A 15,571-nucleotide genomic window follows, 5' to 3' on the forward strand; every position below is an offset into this window, starting at 1 on the left:
GCATTCTCCTAGGAGTCTGGGCTATCAGGATCTTTATAAAGCACTATTGTATGATTATTACTAACGAAATCGGGATCGACTGACGCATTTCCAGTTCCCGGACACTCGGTCACAAATTCCCCAACCACAAAAGACTCTTGCCCACCTTGGTCAACATCTTGTACTAAGAAAAAGCAACCGGTGGTTTTCACCTCGATATCATTACGACCATTCGTCAGTCCATCGCAAACACCAATAACCACTGGCATCTCTCTGCGATAATTTGCGTCTATGTTACTGTCTATACAATTATCAATATTGGAGTCTGCTAAGTATTGGCTATGACTATAGTAGGCGGCGTTAGGGTTCGCTATGTTACCATCGGCATCGATATTAATTCGTTCTCCCTGGCATATGTTGCGATCTCGTGGGTGATCAGTGGAATTTAATCCCCCGCCTTGCCACTGACCAAACCGCGTATTCAGACCTTGAGCAACAGGACCAACATTATTACCAGGTTCCGTCGGTACCGAATCACCTGCTCCAACACAGCTATTATTTGAATATTCACCCGCCAGCGCCGCGCGCATAACATCTGCGCCTGTGCCGTCCAAAGCTAACAATTGAAAATTACCCGGCCCGATAGCTGTGTCACCAGCCTGCGCTGAACCCGACTTCATCGCATACAAGCTGTTAGTCTCTATGCCATAGGGGGCTGGTACTTGCTCCCCATCTGGGCCGGTTACTGTATAATCAGGATTATCATTCACTGCACAAACCAACAAGGGCACAATTCTATTATTGCAGGTTATATCCGTGCTACGCCCCGCAACCGCTGATGCCCTCACACGCTTATTGAAACTTAACAGTTGGGCAAGAAAATTATCTAAACCAACATTTTCAACTCTCACTCTGACATATTCACTCCCTTCGGTTGTGACAGGGATAAAAGGGTCGGGTAACGCTGAGAATTCGACAAAAATATTACTGGTTACATCATTATTACTGTAATCTGCGGGGCTAAAACTGATATTAATTTCAAGTTCATTATTTTCTTTAAAAGCAAGGTTTTGTGACAACATACTCACCGCAGCCTGCCTCGCTTCGGCTAGCGTCGCCCCGCTATCGAGTACTTTAGCGGCATGCAGCGCAGACGCATCAACCACATTTTGTAACCGCCCCTTACTTAGTAACATATGGCCACCATCGAGAGCCAATGCCGCCACGGCAAGCAAGGAAAATAAGCCTATGGTAAACATCACCAAAATTGCCCCGCGCTGACGCCTTACGCGTATATGCGTTGTCGAGTCATTACCTGCCGTGGTATACATATTTGACCTCCGACCAAAAATTATTCCATTATCATCGATGTACTTAACTCTTTCGCCTTAGTGGGGACTTCATTACTATTTCGATAATTTAATATCACTTTTTGTCCATAGGCTCCCTCGAGACTTAAGACTAATCCATCGTTACGCTCAGATGCTTCAGGATCGAGAATTTGAGCATTTCTCACTTGCGTATAACTCTCTCCCATAGCGAAATTATGTTCATTAGCACAAGCAGATACAAAGAGGCTGCATACAATAATACATAGCCACTTATTCGCTTCAGTCACTCTGGCATTAAAATTGTTCATACTCTTCGCTCCAATCTAAAGTGAATGGCCATATTTTTGTTGGGTGCCACTGTTTTCAATTTTGACATTAGAGATCACAGGTTCGTATGGCGTATCCGTCTTATCCTTAGGGGACTCTTTGGTAGAACTTTTACCCAATAGATAAAACTCGACATCCGAAGGAGAGACAAATCCATCTGTAGGAAGGGCAATATCTTTTCTATTAAAAGGTCTCACTAAGCGCGGCGTCACTAAAATCACCAACTCTGTTTGACCACTACGGAAGCTTTTACTCGAAAAAAGTTGCCCTAACACAGGAACATCACCTAGGCCTGGAACCTTATCGATATTTTCACGTAAGGTATCGCTGATAAGCCCACTAATCGCTATAGTTTGACCGTCGGCTAACTCGACGGTTGTAGCAGTGCTGCGTTTAACCAGAGAGGGAACGATTAAAATAGACGTGGTATTACTCCCCGATATCGACACAGAATTTGAGTTACTTATTTCGCTGACGACAACATCCAAATTTAAGTTTATCTGACCAGAATCCAGCACTGTCGGTAAAAATTTCACTCCGACGCCAAAATCACGGTATTGAATCGTGGTACTACCATCTTTGTCTGGTACCGGGACAGGGAATTCGCCACCCGATAAAAACTCTGCCGATTGGCCACTCATGGCGGTGACATTCGGCTCAGCTAACACTTTGGCTAATCCATTTTGCTTAGCCACATCGAGGGCAAAATTCATCAGCAAATCTTGATTAATATACTGAGCAAAAAAACCTTTACTGGTTACCCCACCAATACCCGAATCAACAAAACCACCACCGCCACCAACGATACCGCCTGATAGATGTGAGCCTTGATTGAAGATCAAAAATTTTGAATCAAACTGTCGCGCAATTTCACGCTGAACCTCGGCAACAACTACTTCTAGCATGACTTGATGCCCACCTCCGATGGTCATCATATTTAGTACGGTACTTTTGGGTTTACCTATGGTAGGCGAAGCATCTACATACGCCTGGGCTAACTCCATAGCCGTATTCATTTTTTGTAAATTGGAGGCTTGACCACTTAATAGAAGCTGTCCTTGAGAAGTTTGCACCGCAAGCTTTTCATTAGGTAGAAATTCATGTAAACGCAACTTTAATCCATTTAAGTCATGGGTCACTTCAATATCCATAACGCTGGTTAATATTTCATTTTCATCCCAAATCATCACATTCGTACTACCCAATTTTTTGCCTAATACATACAGGTTATTCTTGGGAAGCAGCTTGATATCGGCGATCTCAGGATTCCCTACTGAGACTCTTTGTACTGATTTGGGCAGCGGTATAACACGAGACTTAAAGATAGGGATCTGCTTTAAGGCCTTTGCTTCCTCAAACGGCCCCCCCGCCATTACAGGTAATTGCATTAAGGCCGAAATGAACACTAAAAACACGCATCCTAACTTCCAAGTTTTGCCAGTCGAACGCAGCATAGTCCACTCCTCTTCAACACTTAGGTTGTATCAAATAAGTTTTCAAGCAATTAATCATTTACCTTAACTTCTTGCTCATTCATTCCCTTTAATATTAAAACTTTAGCTTTAGAATTCGACTGAACATAAACCACCTTCTCTGTTGGTACAGATGGTTTATCAAGTACTGGCTGTGCTTTAACAAGAGGTTTTATCGACTCGAGATTTCCAGATTTTTCTTGATTGAGTAAAGCCACTTCAATTTGTGCTTCATCATTGGGATTTCTTAAAGCCAACTGCAGTGAGCCACGCCCTTTGGCAACCAACAACTGCTCAGCTTGCTCCATGCTCAACTCTAAGGTCACTGCTCGAACCAACATGGGCTTATTCTCATCGTTTGACGCTCGCTGATCGATAGCCAGAATCTTTACGTTAGAGAGCACCACATCAGTTTTATACTCGCCCTCTTTAAACAGGTTAATCACATCCACTCGGTTTCCTGGCAGTAAAAAACCAGCCACGCCAACCACATCGTTAACCCTTATAGTGACCGCACGCATATTAGGTTGAATAAGACTAGCTAACGTACTGCCCTCACCTTTATTGGTCAGTTTTTCTTGGCGTAAAATCTCTCCAGGATACAGCTTTTGATTTACGACTTTTCCTTCGGCATCTTCAAACTTAGTCACTGATCCCTTAGGTACTATGGCTTCAGGAACAGCGGTGAGCACTAAATGCTTGCGATCAACAATGGTCCCCATAGGCACTAGGCTAGACACTGTTACCACATTGGTGGTGTTTGCCACTTTGGTACCACTAGTGTTAGACTCAAGCCAGTTTTGAGCGAGAAAAACGGCTATTACACCAAATATCATTGACAAGACGACAAATAGAATCGTTTTGTTATTCATAGTGAACTCCCGTTGTTAACTAAATCGTTAACGAAAACATGTCATTAACTTCATTATTCAACAAAATAGATAGACCATGCCGAGCCAATCAGTGACTGTGTCACCACTGGTTCAAGTTCCATAAAACAGATTTGATCAGACATAATGCCGAGTAGGTCCCGTGGGTAACATGGAATCAAAGGCTTAGAAAATTTTTTATGGTATTCTCTAAGCAGATGTAAATACGTGTCTTCATCACAGCTTAGTCCTAATTCACCACATACCCGGAACCAAATCTGGCGGTAAAGCTTCTCATCTAGTGCATCAAAATGGATCTTGTAACCAAGTCGTCGAAGAAATGCTTCGTCAACTAACTCTTTAGGATCTAGGTTAGTAGAGAAGAGCAGAATTAGCTCGAAAGGGATCTCAAAATGTTCGCCTGACTGCAAGCTTAAAAAGTCTCTATGTTCTTCCATCGGTATGATCCAACGGTTAAAGAGTTGCTTGGCACTGATACGTTGGCGTCCTAAATCATCGAGCAACAAAATGCCATTGTTGGCTTTAAGTTGAAGTGGCGCCATATAAGTCCGACTATGGGTATCAAACTGTACCTCGAGCATTTCGGCCGTAAGTTCACCACCGGTTATCCTTAGCGGACGTTGGCATTGAATCCATCTCGGATCGTGACCGCTGCCTAAATCCAATGGGTTACCTGTCTCTGCAACTTCGGTACGATGATGCAACTCGGGATCAAAAACCTGTATGATTTCATTGCCTATGGCAATCGCATAGGGAATAAGCACAGCATCGCCCAAAGTAAGATTAAGGTGTCGACACAGATAGCTTTTACCTGTACCCGGTGGACCATATATCAATACTGGACGGCTGGAATTCATAGCCGGCCCTATTTTCTGTAGCAGATCTTGAGGCAACACGAGTGCTTTCAGCCCTTGTTCGAGCATCTCATAAGTAATGGGTCGAGCTCTGCTAGATTGTTGTTTACAGATGGGAATATATTGTTTGAGTGGCACAGGAGCGAGTCCGAGATAACCGCTTCGGCTAAAAACTAATTTTGCATGAATCTCACCCGTATGACTCAAAGCGTAGCGCATCTGACCATCGGCCGTAGTCTGGCGATTTTCAACCCATCCCAGCTTTTTGGCAGTATCGAGCAACTGTTGCAAGATACCACCCGTTATCCCCATTTTGGCAACCATCAACTCTTTAGTAACCACGCCTGAGGTAAATATATGTTTAACCAACAAATCTAATAATAATGCTTCAGATAAACCTGTGGCATCGATCGAAATAGGCTTAGGTGCCAATTTACTAGCATCACAAATATATTCGTTATCTCTAGGCTGAGTTAATGACTGAACGTCTATAGAATCATCCACATCCGTTTGCAACATATTATAATTCCCATCCTAATTAATGACTTAACTGCAGATAAACTCTTGGTAAATCATAATTAATAACGCACGCCACCAGCCAACCAATGGCTAATGCAGGTGCATATGGCACCTTTTGTCCCGCAGCTTCGCCAGGCTCTGGTTTAAAATAAGTTCTGCAGTAAATACAATCCCAATAACGTTTAAGTGTTTTCATGACGCCACTTAGACCCGTTTGCCACACCACAAGAAACACACTGGTGACAGCACCAGCAACAACGCCATATAAGAGACTCCATGCCAAGAGTTCTGGCCCCATTAAAGCACCAATTCCCATCATCAATTTAATATCTCCTGCACCAAGCACCCTAACAATGAAGATGGGAAACAAAATGATAAATGCCAGTGCAAAGCCAAAACTCGCTAACAGCAAGCCATCGAGGTGTGCATAATAGCCATTGATGACAAAACCACATAAAATTGCCGCAAGCGATAGGGCATTAGGAATGCGTTGCGACCTTAGGTCTGTGATAATGGCCATGATAAAAAAAATCGCAGCCAAGGTGACTTGAAGTAGTATCTGGACATCTGTCATTGCGATCGTACCTCTTTAAATTGGCATCAAAAGTGCTAATCAAATAGCATAGGTGCCTAGCTTGCAGATCAACCTAGGCACCTCCATACCAAGCTAAACAACCTAAGGAGTTGTACAATCTGTACTGGCTCCATTCACCGCAGAGGCTAGACACTCAATCTTAGCTGTTGCGTTATCACCTAACAGATTAAATGCGGCAATCATGCCCCCCACCACTAAGCCACCTGCAATGGCATACTCCACTGCCGTTAAGCCAGTTTCATCTTCAATAAAATCTTTCATCAAGTTTGTAAGGTTCATTGTTTTCTCCTAACGACCCTAAGGGACACCTTATTGAGGCTCTTAACCCAGCTCCTAGGAGCGATATACACACTGTAAGCCTTAGTTCTCACCTTGCTCACTTCGAGCTCATTGCCTCAATTCCATCGGTGCCATAACTCACCACCGAATGTTCGTCCCTGTTGCCACATATCAATAACCGCAAGGACAAGCTTCATCACTCACTGTTTAACCAGCCATACAGCAATATTAGACAGACCACGCCACTTAACATTGCTGTTACATATAAAGGTAGCAAAGTTTTCACATTGCGCAGATTAAAATAAAAACTAGTAAAGTGAAGTTATTGGGCTTCAGGAGCTCATTTTATTTGGAGTGCAGGCAGATTTGGTACAACACTTAGTCAGCAAGATTTTACGCAAAGAGAGCGCTCAGGCTTGATTAGCATGATCAATTCCACCATGAGCCTCTTTACCCATGTGTCACTTAACTAAGTGAATTTTACAAATATCACCACCGCAATTACCTTCATGGCGTTATTTATATAGTAATCAACAACCAAGCGCCCAATTGTTGTGGATGAGCCAAGCAAAGCTTAGGGGTAATCTAACTTGTAAATGTCCGGGCGAAACTGCACGACTCCCCGAGCATCTACCCAAGCCGTTAAATAGGTCATCAATACGGGTAAGGGCTCAGTAAGCTTTAAGTAACGCGGTGATTTTTGTGCTAACGCATCTTTAATAGCTGCTGGTGACTGATTAATGTGTCTAGTTAATAGATAGTTAACTAAGATGTCGGCTTTTTCTAAACGTACACAACCATGGCTCAAAGCCCTATTTGGACGCCTAAACAGGCTTTTTACAGGAGTATCATGTAAGTAAATCGCTTCATTATTCAAAATCGAAAATCTGTATCGTCCCAAAGCATTATCGGCTCCTGGTTGTTGAACCAGTTGGAACTCACTCAGTTGAGTGGCGATTTGCTTAGAGGATTGGTTTGCCAATGGTACCGCTAAGGAGTTCCCCTGGGTCACCTTACGCAGCTCAAACCCGTGAGCGGCAAGATAACCAGGATTACGTCCATTTTTAGGTAATAACTCACCATAAATAATACTGCTAGGCGGCGTCCAGGTTGGATTCAGTGTCACCAGATTCAGTGTTGTCGCCATTTGTGGCGTCGGCGTTTCGGGTTTGCCGACAATCACACGCATACTCAATACACTGTTATTATTCTCCATTACCTGTAATTGGTACGCAGGAATATTGACCCACAAGTATCGCTCCGGCAATTGAATGGGTAACGCAAACCAGCGTAATAACGCTTTGCGCAGATGAACAATCTTTTGTGAAGGCGGTATCTGCAGCGCTTTGCGGGTCAAGCTATCTAGCTCGCCGCTTTCAGGTAACCCATGCCTTAGTTGAAAATGCTTTATGGCGCTGACGATACCAGGGTCATAAATCGCCTCTCTATAGGTATTGGAGGGTTTAGCTGGTAAGTCGCCGAATTGAGTGAGCATCCACCTCAGTTTGGCTATTTCGGGTGACCTCTGACCCAAACGATAATTCGTGGACGAGATTGTTGGCCAGACATACTTTTCAAGTTGTTGATAACGCCTAATTTGTTCACGCAACAATTGAACCTGCCTATGCTCAGGCAACATGCTATCGAGTAAATTATGCAGATGATGAGCTTGTGCTGCTTGACGAAGTTGTTCAACACCTATGGGCTCATCGATGTCCTGCTCTGGCCTTATCGTTTTTAGCATTTCGATAAAAAGTTGAGAGTAACCATCATCTAATTCTCTTGAGATCTGCACACTTGCCGTATTCGGTGACAAGCCCTTCGATTGCCAGAAACCCAAGTCTTGAGCTAACGCAAGCATATCTAGCGTTAGTGGCTTAGGTCCTTGCTGATCGAACCAAATAAAATCGTGTACGTCGCTAAATACATCTTGGTCTGATTGCACGACCTGAGCTATCTCCGCTTCAGCAAAAACGGGGGCACAGATGAGACTCAGGCAGGAACTCACTATACTGGCGGAAAAAGTCAGGGCATAAGGTAAGAGTAATTTCATATTATCGAGCCCATCCTATTCAGCAGCAAAATTGTAAAAACGATAGCCGCTTGAAATACTAAAGATAAATCAACCTAGTCGGCAATGGTTAATACAACCGCTATAAGGTGATGAGATAATTTAATCGCAACGATAGCTCAGGTTTAGTTCAGACATGGCGTTAAGACAAGATTATTTAGCGTTTTAAGTCGTCAAATAACGCCTAGTTAATCCCTTGAACATCACACGTAGATTATTCATCTATACTTTACACATCCGATAAGTCATCGCGTCACGTATAGATGGCGTGTTTTAACAAGGACAATATCGATCAATGGTAAAGATGGGGGCAACTAAGCAGCTGATGCTTCAGGTGATATTAATTATGCTGATCACTATCTTATTGCTGGTGATTAGCTATCCAGCGTTCACTGTGGCAAATGCTCGTTTTAGACTCAAAACCGACATCGAATCTGGTGCGACCTTAGCGGAGCGATACTTAATACTAGGTGATTGGCCCTCGGGGAATGAAGATAATTTATTGTCTTATTTCAATGGCTTTCAGGTCAAAACAGACGCTGCACCAAATGACTCAACACTGAAATTACGTGAAACATCCAACACGCTACCGGTAAAAGATCAGACGGTAATCCCACAACAACCACGATAATGCATCTAGAAGAAGGCGAAAAGAGCAATAAACCACAGAGGAACTTTGAAGATTTTTGCAGCTATCCAGTAGAGAGATACTATGCCTGACTCAGCAGAGCAAATCACAAAAACAACCAACGCCGTCTCACTCAGGCGCACTTTTTTTAGAACACTAGCAATGCTCATTTTTTTTCTTGTCATTGCAATTAACTACAAACAATTACTGCAGTATTACTCTGCTTTTTCGCTAGCAAACGCCATGACACATATCGAAGCTGAGCATCTGCTCAGTAAAGGGTTGATGTTAGACCTAACTTATTTTGCACTTATGATTCTTGCACTACATGTTTGCTGGGCTTTGGTCATTACCCTATCCTGTCGTCCATGGTTTGCCATGTTCTCATCGAATGACAACGTCAAAACACAAATTTGGTTAGTGTTGCTGCTGCTGCACTGCATTTGGGTTCTATCAGCAAATGCTTATTTTTACCCTACATCCTTACTAAGTTTTTTTCGTGGTACGCCGCTGGCGACAGGTATCGCAGTGACCTTCTTGGGGTTATTACTGTTAGCCAACATTATTTACGCTTTAATTAACGCGCTAACTTGCCACAAAAAAAGCTTAAACGCCCTGATATTGCCTAGCCTACTAGTATTTAGTTTTGTACCAATTTACTTAGTAACCAGTTACACAACTACGCCAACTTACTCCGCGAACAGTACTCAACCTAATATTTTTATTATCGGCATTGATGGTTTGCGCCCAGATCACCTTGCCTATCGCGGTGCCGATAGATCCCTTGCGCCATCACTGAATCAGTTGTTATCAGAATCACTAATTTATGATCAAACCTATACACCCCAAGGGCGCACTTTTGTTGCTTGGATGGGTATATTATCGGGCTTATATCCGACTAAAAACGGTGCTAGGTTTAACCTTGCACCACCAGAATTGGTCGATAAGCCATTTCCTATATTAGATCTGCTTGCGGCCAATGGCTATCAGACCACTTATGCCATTGATGAACGTCGCTTCAATCAAATCGATGCAAGTTACGGCTTTGATCGCGTAATTGGTCCTAAGGTAGGTGCAGCCGATGCGATTATATCGAATTTAGCCGATCTCCCGCTAATCAACTTGGCGATCAATTTTCCTTTATTACGAAGCTTGTTACCCTACCTCTATATCAATCGTGCTTATGGTAAAACTTACGACCCTTTGTTGTTTAATAGTGAGGTTTTACATAGCTTGTCGTCCGATAAACCTAATTTTTTAGCAGTACATTTTTGTCAATTACACTGGCCTTTTACTTCGAAAGATTTTATCGAATTGGACAAGTCACGTTGGCATGGTAATTACAATCACTATATGTATGGCGAAATGATTAAAAAGGTCGATATGCAGGTAGCCGATTTCATCGCTAACCTGAGTCAAGAAGGCCTGTTAGACAACGCAGTAGTGTACCTGCTATCGGATCACGGTGAAGGCTTCTTGTTGAATCAAGATAGACTTGCGCCCGCCGGTAATGTGGCACCAACAGACCATCCTGAACAACTCGCTGCGCTCAATGTGGCTGCCTGGGGGCATGGCACCAATGTTTTATCTCAGGAGCAATCACAGGTAGTTCTAGCGACATTGAGGTATAGAGGCGGTAAACCAGTAAACCCGGTGGGTAAAGTTGAAGGTTTGTTTTCGCTGATTGACGTCGCACCGAGCATAGTCGCCAATCTTTCTCCGACAGCCAACCAGGCAATCGCCTCTAAAAAATTGATATTCGACGGTCTGCCACTACCACAAGACTTAACACGAGCTCAAAGCCCTAGAGCCGATCAGCGTTATATATTTGTCGAGTCATCGCTACCGGTGCGCTCAATTAACACCAGCTTTATCGATGATAAGAAGGTGATGTCAGAAACCGCATCTCATTACGAAATAAGAGATGATGGTCGAGCGGTGATGAAACCTGAGTCCTATCATAATAACATTCAATTAAAGCAGCGTTCTGTGTATGCAAGGCACTGGCAACTGGTCATGCTACCTAAAGATGAGCGACTTATCTTAGTCGATACGGCAAACAAACGCTGGCATAATCTCAGTGAATATTCGGGTGATGCGCCTTGGGAAACTATGCTTGATTCACTATGTCAACACTATCATGCCGATTTTATTGACACTCCGCGCAGCGAATGTAGTCCTTCATTTAAGCAGAGGCTAATCAGAAACAACACTGATAACGCACAATATGCCAAAGGACAACATACGTCGCCGCTGAAGGCAGGCAATCGTCTAGATAACAATTAAACCGGTTTATCTTGTGGTATTACACTCAGTACTTAAACCTTTAAGCACCTACCCTTAGCAAAGTTACCACCACGTAATGTTTCGGCAACGATTGCTAACGATAAAACAAAACTATTGGTTAAAAAGCGAACTCTTCGCCATTAAACCGCTTTCAAAGTGCTTAAGTAGGCTGGCACATCGGCGATAGAGTCTAAAACAACAGTGGCCGCGGCGATGGCTTCATCTGTTACCATTTTGCCGGTGCGCACTAAGATACGGGTCGGCACCCCTGCGGCCTCGGCGGCCAACATATCGTCACGCTTATCCCCTACCATGACAGAGCGGCTCAGGTCTATCTTTAAAAACTGCGCCGCACTCTTGAGCATTCCAGGTTTAGGCTTACGACAATCACAGTCCTGTTTATACTCGCCAATGCCTTTTTCGCTGTGATGAGGACAGTAATAGATGCCATCGAGGTCGACCCCCTTATCGGCGAAGTTCCAGTCCATCCATTCGGTCAGACTATGAAACTGATCTTCAGTGTAGAGTCCGCGGGCGATGCCCGACTGATTGGTCACCACCACCAGCTTATAGCCTTGCTGCTTTAACGCGGTGCACGCATCGAATACTCCCTCGACATATTCGAAATCATCGACCTGATGCACATAACCATGGTCGATATTAATCACTCCATCTCTATCCAGGAAAACGGCACGATTCACGAAAACTTCCCCAATCCGACTGAAACCAAAAATTAGTTGGCCATTATTATCACACTTGAATCAACAAAATGCACCGAACAATCACGAATAAAGTCGACGGGGACTAGAAATGAATAAAATATACAAATATAGTTAAGCCATTCGCATACCGCTATAAAGAGATAGGGATAGAGATGCCCGCAAACAGCCAATATGTAATTAGACGCCAACGCCTGATGGATAGCCTACCCGAGGACAGCTTTGTGATCCTCGTGGGTTATCAGCAAAAGGTGCGTAGCAAGAACATCAAGTATCACTTTCGCCAAGACAATGATTTTCTCTACCTCACAGGTTTTAACGAGCCTGATGCGGTTGCCCTACTCTATCGTGGCCCGCAAGGCGAGATAAATTACACTTTGCTCTGCCGCCCAAAGGATCCTCAGCAAGAGGTCAGCTTCGGTGCCAGAGCCGGCATTACCGGTGCCCTCGAACATTTTGGCGCCAACCAGGCGTTTGATATCGCCGAGCTAGAGAATGTCATCGCCGCCAGCCTCACTCATCAGACTGAGGTTTATATCAGCGACGAGCTGGGCCGTTTCAATCATCAACTGCTGGCGTGGTGTAACGCCCAGCGTCATGGCAGCGCCTTCGATACGCCTAAATGCTTTCGCAGCATCACGCCGCTGGCCAAGCATCTGCATCCACTGAGAGTGATCAAAGATGAGAGCGAGCAGGCTGCTATTCGCGCTGCGGTCAATGCCTCTATCGACGGCCATAAAGCAGTAATGACAGCCTGCCGCTCAGGGATAAATGAGGCGCAGCTTGCCGCCACCTTTAATTTTGCCATCGCCGCCCACGGCGCTAACGAGGTGGCCTACCCCAACATAGTGGCGGCGGGCGACAACGCCTGCTGCCTGCATTATGAGGAAAACTGCTGCCAGCTCCAATCTGGTCAGATGCTGCTGATCGATGCCGGCGCCGAGCTCAATCACTACGCCGCCGATATCACCCGCAGCTATCCGGTAGATGGCCGCTTTACGCAGGCACAAGAAGCGATCTACCAGCTTGTGCTCGACGCCCTCGATGCCGCCATCGCCAAAGTCAAACCTGGCACGCCCTGGAATCACCTCTATGAGACCTGTATGCAGGTGATGGCCCGCGGCCTCGTCGAACTCGGCCTGTTACAGGGGAGCTATGAGGAGGTGATGGCCAGCGAAAGCTACAAGCGCTTCACTGTGCATAAGACGGGGCACTGGCTGGGAATGGATGTCCACGATGTCGGCCCCTATCATAATGAGGATGGCGAGTGGCGCAAGCTTGAGCCTGGGATGATCTTTACCATAGAACCCGGCATCTATATACCAACATCGGCCACAGATGTACCTGAAGCCTATCGCGGCATGGGGATCCGCATCGAAGATGATATCCTGGTTACTGCTGACGGCCATGAAAACCTGTCAGAGAAAGTACCTAGGTCAATTGCCGAGATCGAGGCCTTCATGGGCCGAAGCTAGTTTTTTATGACGTGAGCGCTATAACAGCATTAGGGTTCTAATGACTCGAGGTTTCTTGGGTTTAGAACCCAAAATCTAGCACGCGAGGGCGCTTGCCACCCTTGCCTTGAGCACGGGCAATAATTCGGTTTCAAACCAAGGGTTACGCCTGAGCCAGAGATTGTTGCGAGGGCTGGGATGAGGCAGTGGCATGATCTGATTGCCGTAAAGTTGCCAGCCTTGCACGCACTCGGTCACCCCACCACACTGCTTACCGAAATGATAGGCCTGGGCATATTGGCCTATCACCAAGGTGAGTTTAATGTTTTTTAGGTGTGCCAGCAGAGGTTCTCGCCAAACCGGCGCACATTCACCCCTTGGCGGCAGATCCCCAGAGCGTCCCTTCCCCGGATAGCAAAACCCCATGGGGACTATGGCAAAAAGGGAAGGATCGTAAAACTGCTCGCGATTAACCCCCAGCCAATCCCTGAGCCTGTCACCGCTGGGATCGTCGAAAGGAAGTCCGCTGGCCGCGGCCTTAGTGCCCGGCGCCTGACCGACAATCAACACCTTGGCGTTCGATGCCGCCTGCAGCACGGGCCGCACCTTATGACTAAGATGCGGCTGGCAGATCTGACAGCGGGCAATACGCTCGAGTAGTTGTTCTAAGGTTTCCATAAAGGCTCCGGCAAAATATCATTAACCAATATAATGCTACAGCAATGCCAAAGCTAAAGCGCAATCGAATCTTTACCGAGATGCAATTTTTCAGACATGCATGCCCACCTTCCTTTTATATCGTTATCCTTAAATCACTAAGTTTGTCTCTGAGCATGCCGCTTAAAATCGGTCGATACGGTAAGGGGTTATATCCACCTGAGTCTTCTCCCCCTTGATGGTTTCCGCCATAAGCTGTGCGCTAAAGGCGGCCCAGGTGAGTCCCAGGTGCTGGTGACCAAAGGCAAAGAAGATCTTATCGCTCTTAGGTGAAGCGCCCAGCACAGGCAGGGAGTCGGGCAGCGAGGGCCTAAAGCCCATCCAGCGCTCTCCCTGGGAGGTTTTAGCACTGGCCAACACATCTGGCAGCAGCGCCTTGGCATGGGGCAGCAGACAGTCAGCCCTGGCCTCGACCAGCGGCGCCTTAAGACCGCCAAATTCAACCGTGCCGGCCAGACAGGTCCCCCGGTTCATGGGGGTGATGATGAACTTGCGCTCGAAAGAAGCCACCGGCCGCTGCAGACGGCTTTGCTGTGGCATCATCAGATGATAGCCACGCTCGGTTTCCAGTGGCACCTTAAAGCCAAGCTGCTGCGCCAGAGGTTTTGACCAGGCGCCGGCGCTGAGCAGTAACTTATCACTTTGATAATTAACACCTTCGCCCACACAGACGCTGACACATTGCTCGCCCTTGCCGACATGAGCCAATCGAGTCACCTCTCCGATCACCAGCTCGCCCCCCAGCTTCTCAAACTGGGTTGCCAAGCGATGACACAACTCGGCCGGGTCTGGCGTATGGCCTACCTGGGTAAACCACAGTCCGTGGTTGATATTGGGGCTGAGATCCGGCTCTAGCGTCCTCACCTCGTCACCGCTGAGTAGCTTCACAGCCACGCCGGCATCACGATAGCCTTGGTATACCCGCTCAACCTCGATAAAAGGCGTCTGTTCAAACACCAAGAGACTGCCCTGCAGTTTGAGTAACTCGGAGCAGCCACACTCGCGCACCAGTTGCTGCCAGGCATGGATACTCTTTTGATTTAAGGCCTTGATCGCCGCCGAGTTATGGGCGCGTCTTGCGGGCAACATATTGGCTAAGAAGCGCATAAACCAAGGCAAGGCCTTGAGAAAATAGCGCGGCTGAATGCGAAACGGCCCTAATGGGTCGAGCAACATGCCGGGCAGTTTGAGTAGCATGGCCGGGTCGGCCAGGGGAAACACCTGCTCGGTGGCGAAGTGGCCCGCGTTTCCAAAGGAGGCGCCCGCCGCCACCCCTTGCTTGTCGATGACGCGCACACTAAAGCCGGCCTGTTGCAAGGCGATGGCATTGGCAAGGCCTATAACGCCAGCGCCTATGACAGTGATATCCGCGTTTCGGGTAGAGGCAGCGCAGGCCTGCGAGGCTTTATCCTGGTCTGTTAACTCATGGTTTGTCATATGATTAGCCTCG

At 46.2% G+C, this 15,571-nt stretch carries 14 protein-coding genes; 3 read left to right on the forward strand and 11 right to left on the reverse strand.

Annotated elements, in window-relative coordinates; all coding sequences use genetic code 11:
* Nucleotides 1–8: 8 nt before the first annotated feature.
* From K0J45_RS12090 to K0J45_RS12125, 8 genes are all read right to left on the reverse strand, one after another.
* Nucleotides 9–1,241 (reverse strand): pilus assembly protein TadG-related protein, encoded by a 1,233-nt coding sequence (locus K0J45_RS12090; protein ID WP_434086937.1) that lies wholly within the window; start codon nt 1,239–1,241, stop codon nt 9–11.
* Nucleotides 1,242–1,330: 89 nt separating this feature from the next.
* Entirely contained in the window at nt 1,331–1,618 is a 288-nt protein-coding gene (locus K0J45_RS12095; RefSeq protein ID WP_220042739.1) for a hypothetical protein, read from the reverse strand.
* A gap of 15 nt (nt 1,619–1,633) precedes the next feature.
* A complete protein-coding gene (locus tag K0J45_RS12100) occupies nt 1,634–3,091 on the reverse strand; it encodes a type II and III secretion system protein family protein (protein WP_220042740.1) in 1,458 nt (485 codons plus the stop codon).
* A gap of 50 nt (nt 3,092–3,141) precedes the next feature.
* Nucleotides 3,142–3,981, reverse strand: coding sequence for a Flp pilus assembly protein CpaB (gene cpaB, locus K0J45_RS12105; protein ID WP_220042741.1), 840 nt, complete (start codon nt 3,979–3,981; stop codon nt 3,142–3,144).
* A gap of 53 nt (nt 3,982–4,034) precedes the next feature.
* Nucleotides 4,035–5,372, reverse strand: a complete 1,338-nt coding sequence (locus K0J45_RS12110; protein ID WP_258406679.1) for a DUF8689 domain-containing protein — start codon at nt 5,370–5,372, stop codon at nt 4,035–4,037.
* A 19-nt stretch (nt 5,373–5,391) separates the two neighbouring features.
* A complete protein-coding gene (locus K0J45_RS12115) occupies nt 5,392–5,946 on the reverse strand; it encodes an A24 family peptidase (RefSeq protein ID WP_220042742.1) in 555 nt (184 codons plus the stop codon).
* 102 nt (nt 5,947–6,048) lie between these two features.
* The gene (locus tag K0J45_RS12120; protein WP_220042743.1) at nt 6,049–6,246 is read right to left on the reverse strand and encodes a Flp family type IVb pilin; all 198 of its coding nucleotides are present in this window, start codon (nt 6,244–6,246) and stop codon (nt 6,049–6,051) included.
* A gap of 574 nt (nt 6,247–6,820) precedes the next feature.
* Nucleotides 6,821–8,299 (reverse strand): L,D-transpeptidase family protein, encoded by a 1,479-nt coding sequence (locus K0J45_RS12125; RefSeq protein WP_220042744.1) that lies wholly within the window; start codon nt 8,297–8,299, stop codon nt 6,821–6,823.
* A gap of 313 nt (nt 8,300–8,612) precedes the next feature.
* Here K0J45_RS12125 and K0J45_RS12130 point away from each other — a divergent pair, with 313 nt between their 5' ends.
* Nucleotides 8,613–8,948, forward strand: a complete 336-nt coding sequence (locus K0J45_RS12130; protein ID WP_220042745.1) for a hypothetical protein — start codon at nt 8,613–8,615, stop codon at nt 8,946–8,948.
* A gap of 81 nt (nt 8,949–9,029) precedes the next feature.
* Nucleotides 9,030–11,231 carry a sulfatase-like hydrolase/transferase gene (locus K0J45_RS12135; RefSeq protein WP_220042746.1) on the forward strand — a complete coding sequence of 734 codons (2,202 nt, stop codon included), beginning with the start codon at nt 9,030–9,032 and terminating at the stop codon, nt 11,229–11,231.
* 140 nt (nt 11,232–11,371) lie between these two features.
* Here the strand turns inward: K0J45_RS12135 and gmhB are convergent, their stop codons facing one another.
* Nucleotides 11,372–11,932: a D-glycero-beta-D-manno-heptose 1,7-bisphosphate 7-phosphatase gene (gene gmhB, locus K0J45_RS12140; protein WP_220042747.1), complete on the reverse strand. Its 561-nt coding sequence runs from the start codon at nt 11,930–11,932 to the stop codon at nt 11,372–11,374.
* A gap of 173 nt (nt 11,933–12,105) precedes the next feature.
* Between gmhB and K0J45_RS12145 the strand changes: the two genes are divergently transcribed.
* Nucleotides 12,106–13,425 carry an aminopeptidase P N-terminal domain-containing protein gene (locus tag K0J45_RS12145; protein ID WP_220042748.1) on the forward strand — a complete coding sequence of 440 codons (1,320 nt, stop codon included), beginning with the start codon at nt 12,106–12,108 and terminating at the stop codon, nt 13,423–13,425.
* A gap of 75 nt (nt 13,426–13,500) precedes the next feature.
* On the opposite strand, the gene K0J45_RS12150 is transcribed toward K0J45_RS12145, so the two are convergent.
* Both K0J45_RS12150 and K0J45_RS12155 read right to left on the reverse strand, forming a co-directional pair.
* On the reverse strand, nt 13,501–14,082 hold the full coding sequence (locus K0J45_RS12150; RefSeq protein WP_220042749.1) for a uracil-DNA glycosylase family protein: 582 nt from the start codon (nt 14,080–14,082) through the stop codon (nt 13,501–13,503).
* Between the two features lie 162 nt (nt 14,083–14,244).
* Complete coding sequence (locus tag K0J45_RS12155; RefSeq protein ID WP_258406680.1) at nt 14,245–15,558, reverse strand: NAD(P)/FAD-dependent oxidoreductase; 1,314 nt, start codon at nt 15,556–15,558, stop codon at nt 14,245–14,247.
* Between the last annotated feature and the right edge of the window lie 13 nt (nt 15,559–15,571).

The organism is Shewanella alkalitolerans, from assembly GCF_019457575.1.
GTDB lineage: Bacteria > Pseudomonadota > Gammaproteobacteria > Enterobacterales > Shewanellaceae > Shewanella > Shewanella loihica.

Excerpts from the sequence above, each read along its gene's own strand:
- K0J45_RS12095 (WP_220042739.1), bottom strand. The coding sequence starts at position 1,618 with ATGAACAATTTTAATGCCAGAGTGACTGAAGCGAATAAGTGGCTATGT.
- K0J45_RS12100 (WP_220042740.1), bottom strand. The coding sequence starts at position 3,091 with ATGCTGCGTTCGACTGGCAAAACTTGGAAGTTAGGATGCGTGTTTTTA.
- cpaB (WP_220042741.1), bottom strand. The coding sequence starts at position 3,981 with ATGAATAACAAAACGATTCTATTTGTCGTCTTGTCAATGATATTTGGT.
- K0J45_RS12110 (WP_258406679.1), bottom strand. The coding sequence starts at position 5,372 with ATGTTGCAAACGGATGTGGATGATTCTATAGACGTTCAGTCATTAACT.
- K0J45_RS12115 (WP_220042742.1), bottom strand. The coding sequence starts at position 5,946 with ATGACAGATGTCCAGATACTACTTCAAGTCACCTTGGCTGCGATTTTT.
- K0J45_RS12120 (WP_220042743.1), bottom strand. The coding sequence starts at position 6,246 with ATGAACCTTACAAACTTGATGAAAGATTTTATTGAAGATGAAACTGGC.
- K0J45_RS12125 (WP_220042744.1), bottom strand. The coding sequence starts at position 8,299 with ATGAAATTACTCTTACCTTATGCCCTGACTTTTTCCGCCAGTATAGTG.
- K0J45_RS12130 (WP_220042745.1), top strand. The coding sequence starts at position 8,613 with ATGGTAAAGATGGGGGCAACTAAGCAGCTGATGCTTCAGGTGATATTA.
- K0J45_RS12135 (WP_220042746.1), top strand. The coding sequence starts at position 9,030 with ATGCCTGACTCAGCAGAGCAAATCACAAAAACAACCAACGCCGTCTCA.
- K0J45_RS12145 (WP_220042748.1), top strand. The coding sequence starts at position 12,106 with ATGCCCGCAAACAGCCAATATGTAATTAGACGCCAACGCCTGATGGAT.
- K0J45_RS12150 (WP_220042749.1), bottom strand. The coding sequence starts at position 14,082 with ATGGAAACCTTAGAACAACTACTCGAGCGTATTGCCCGCTGTCAGATC.
- K0J45_RS12155 (WP_258406680.1), bottom strand. The coding sequence starts at position 15,558 with ATGACAAACCATGAGTTAACAGACCAGGATAAAGCCTCGCAGGCCTGC.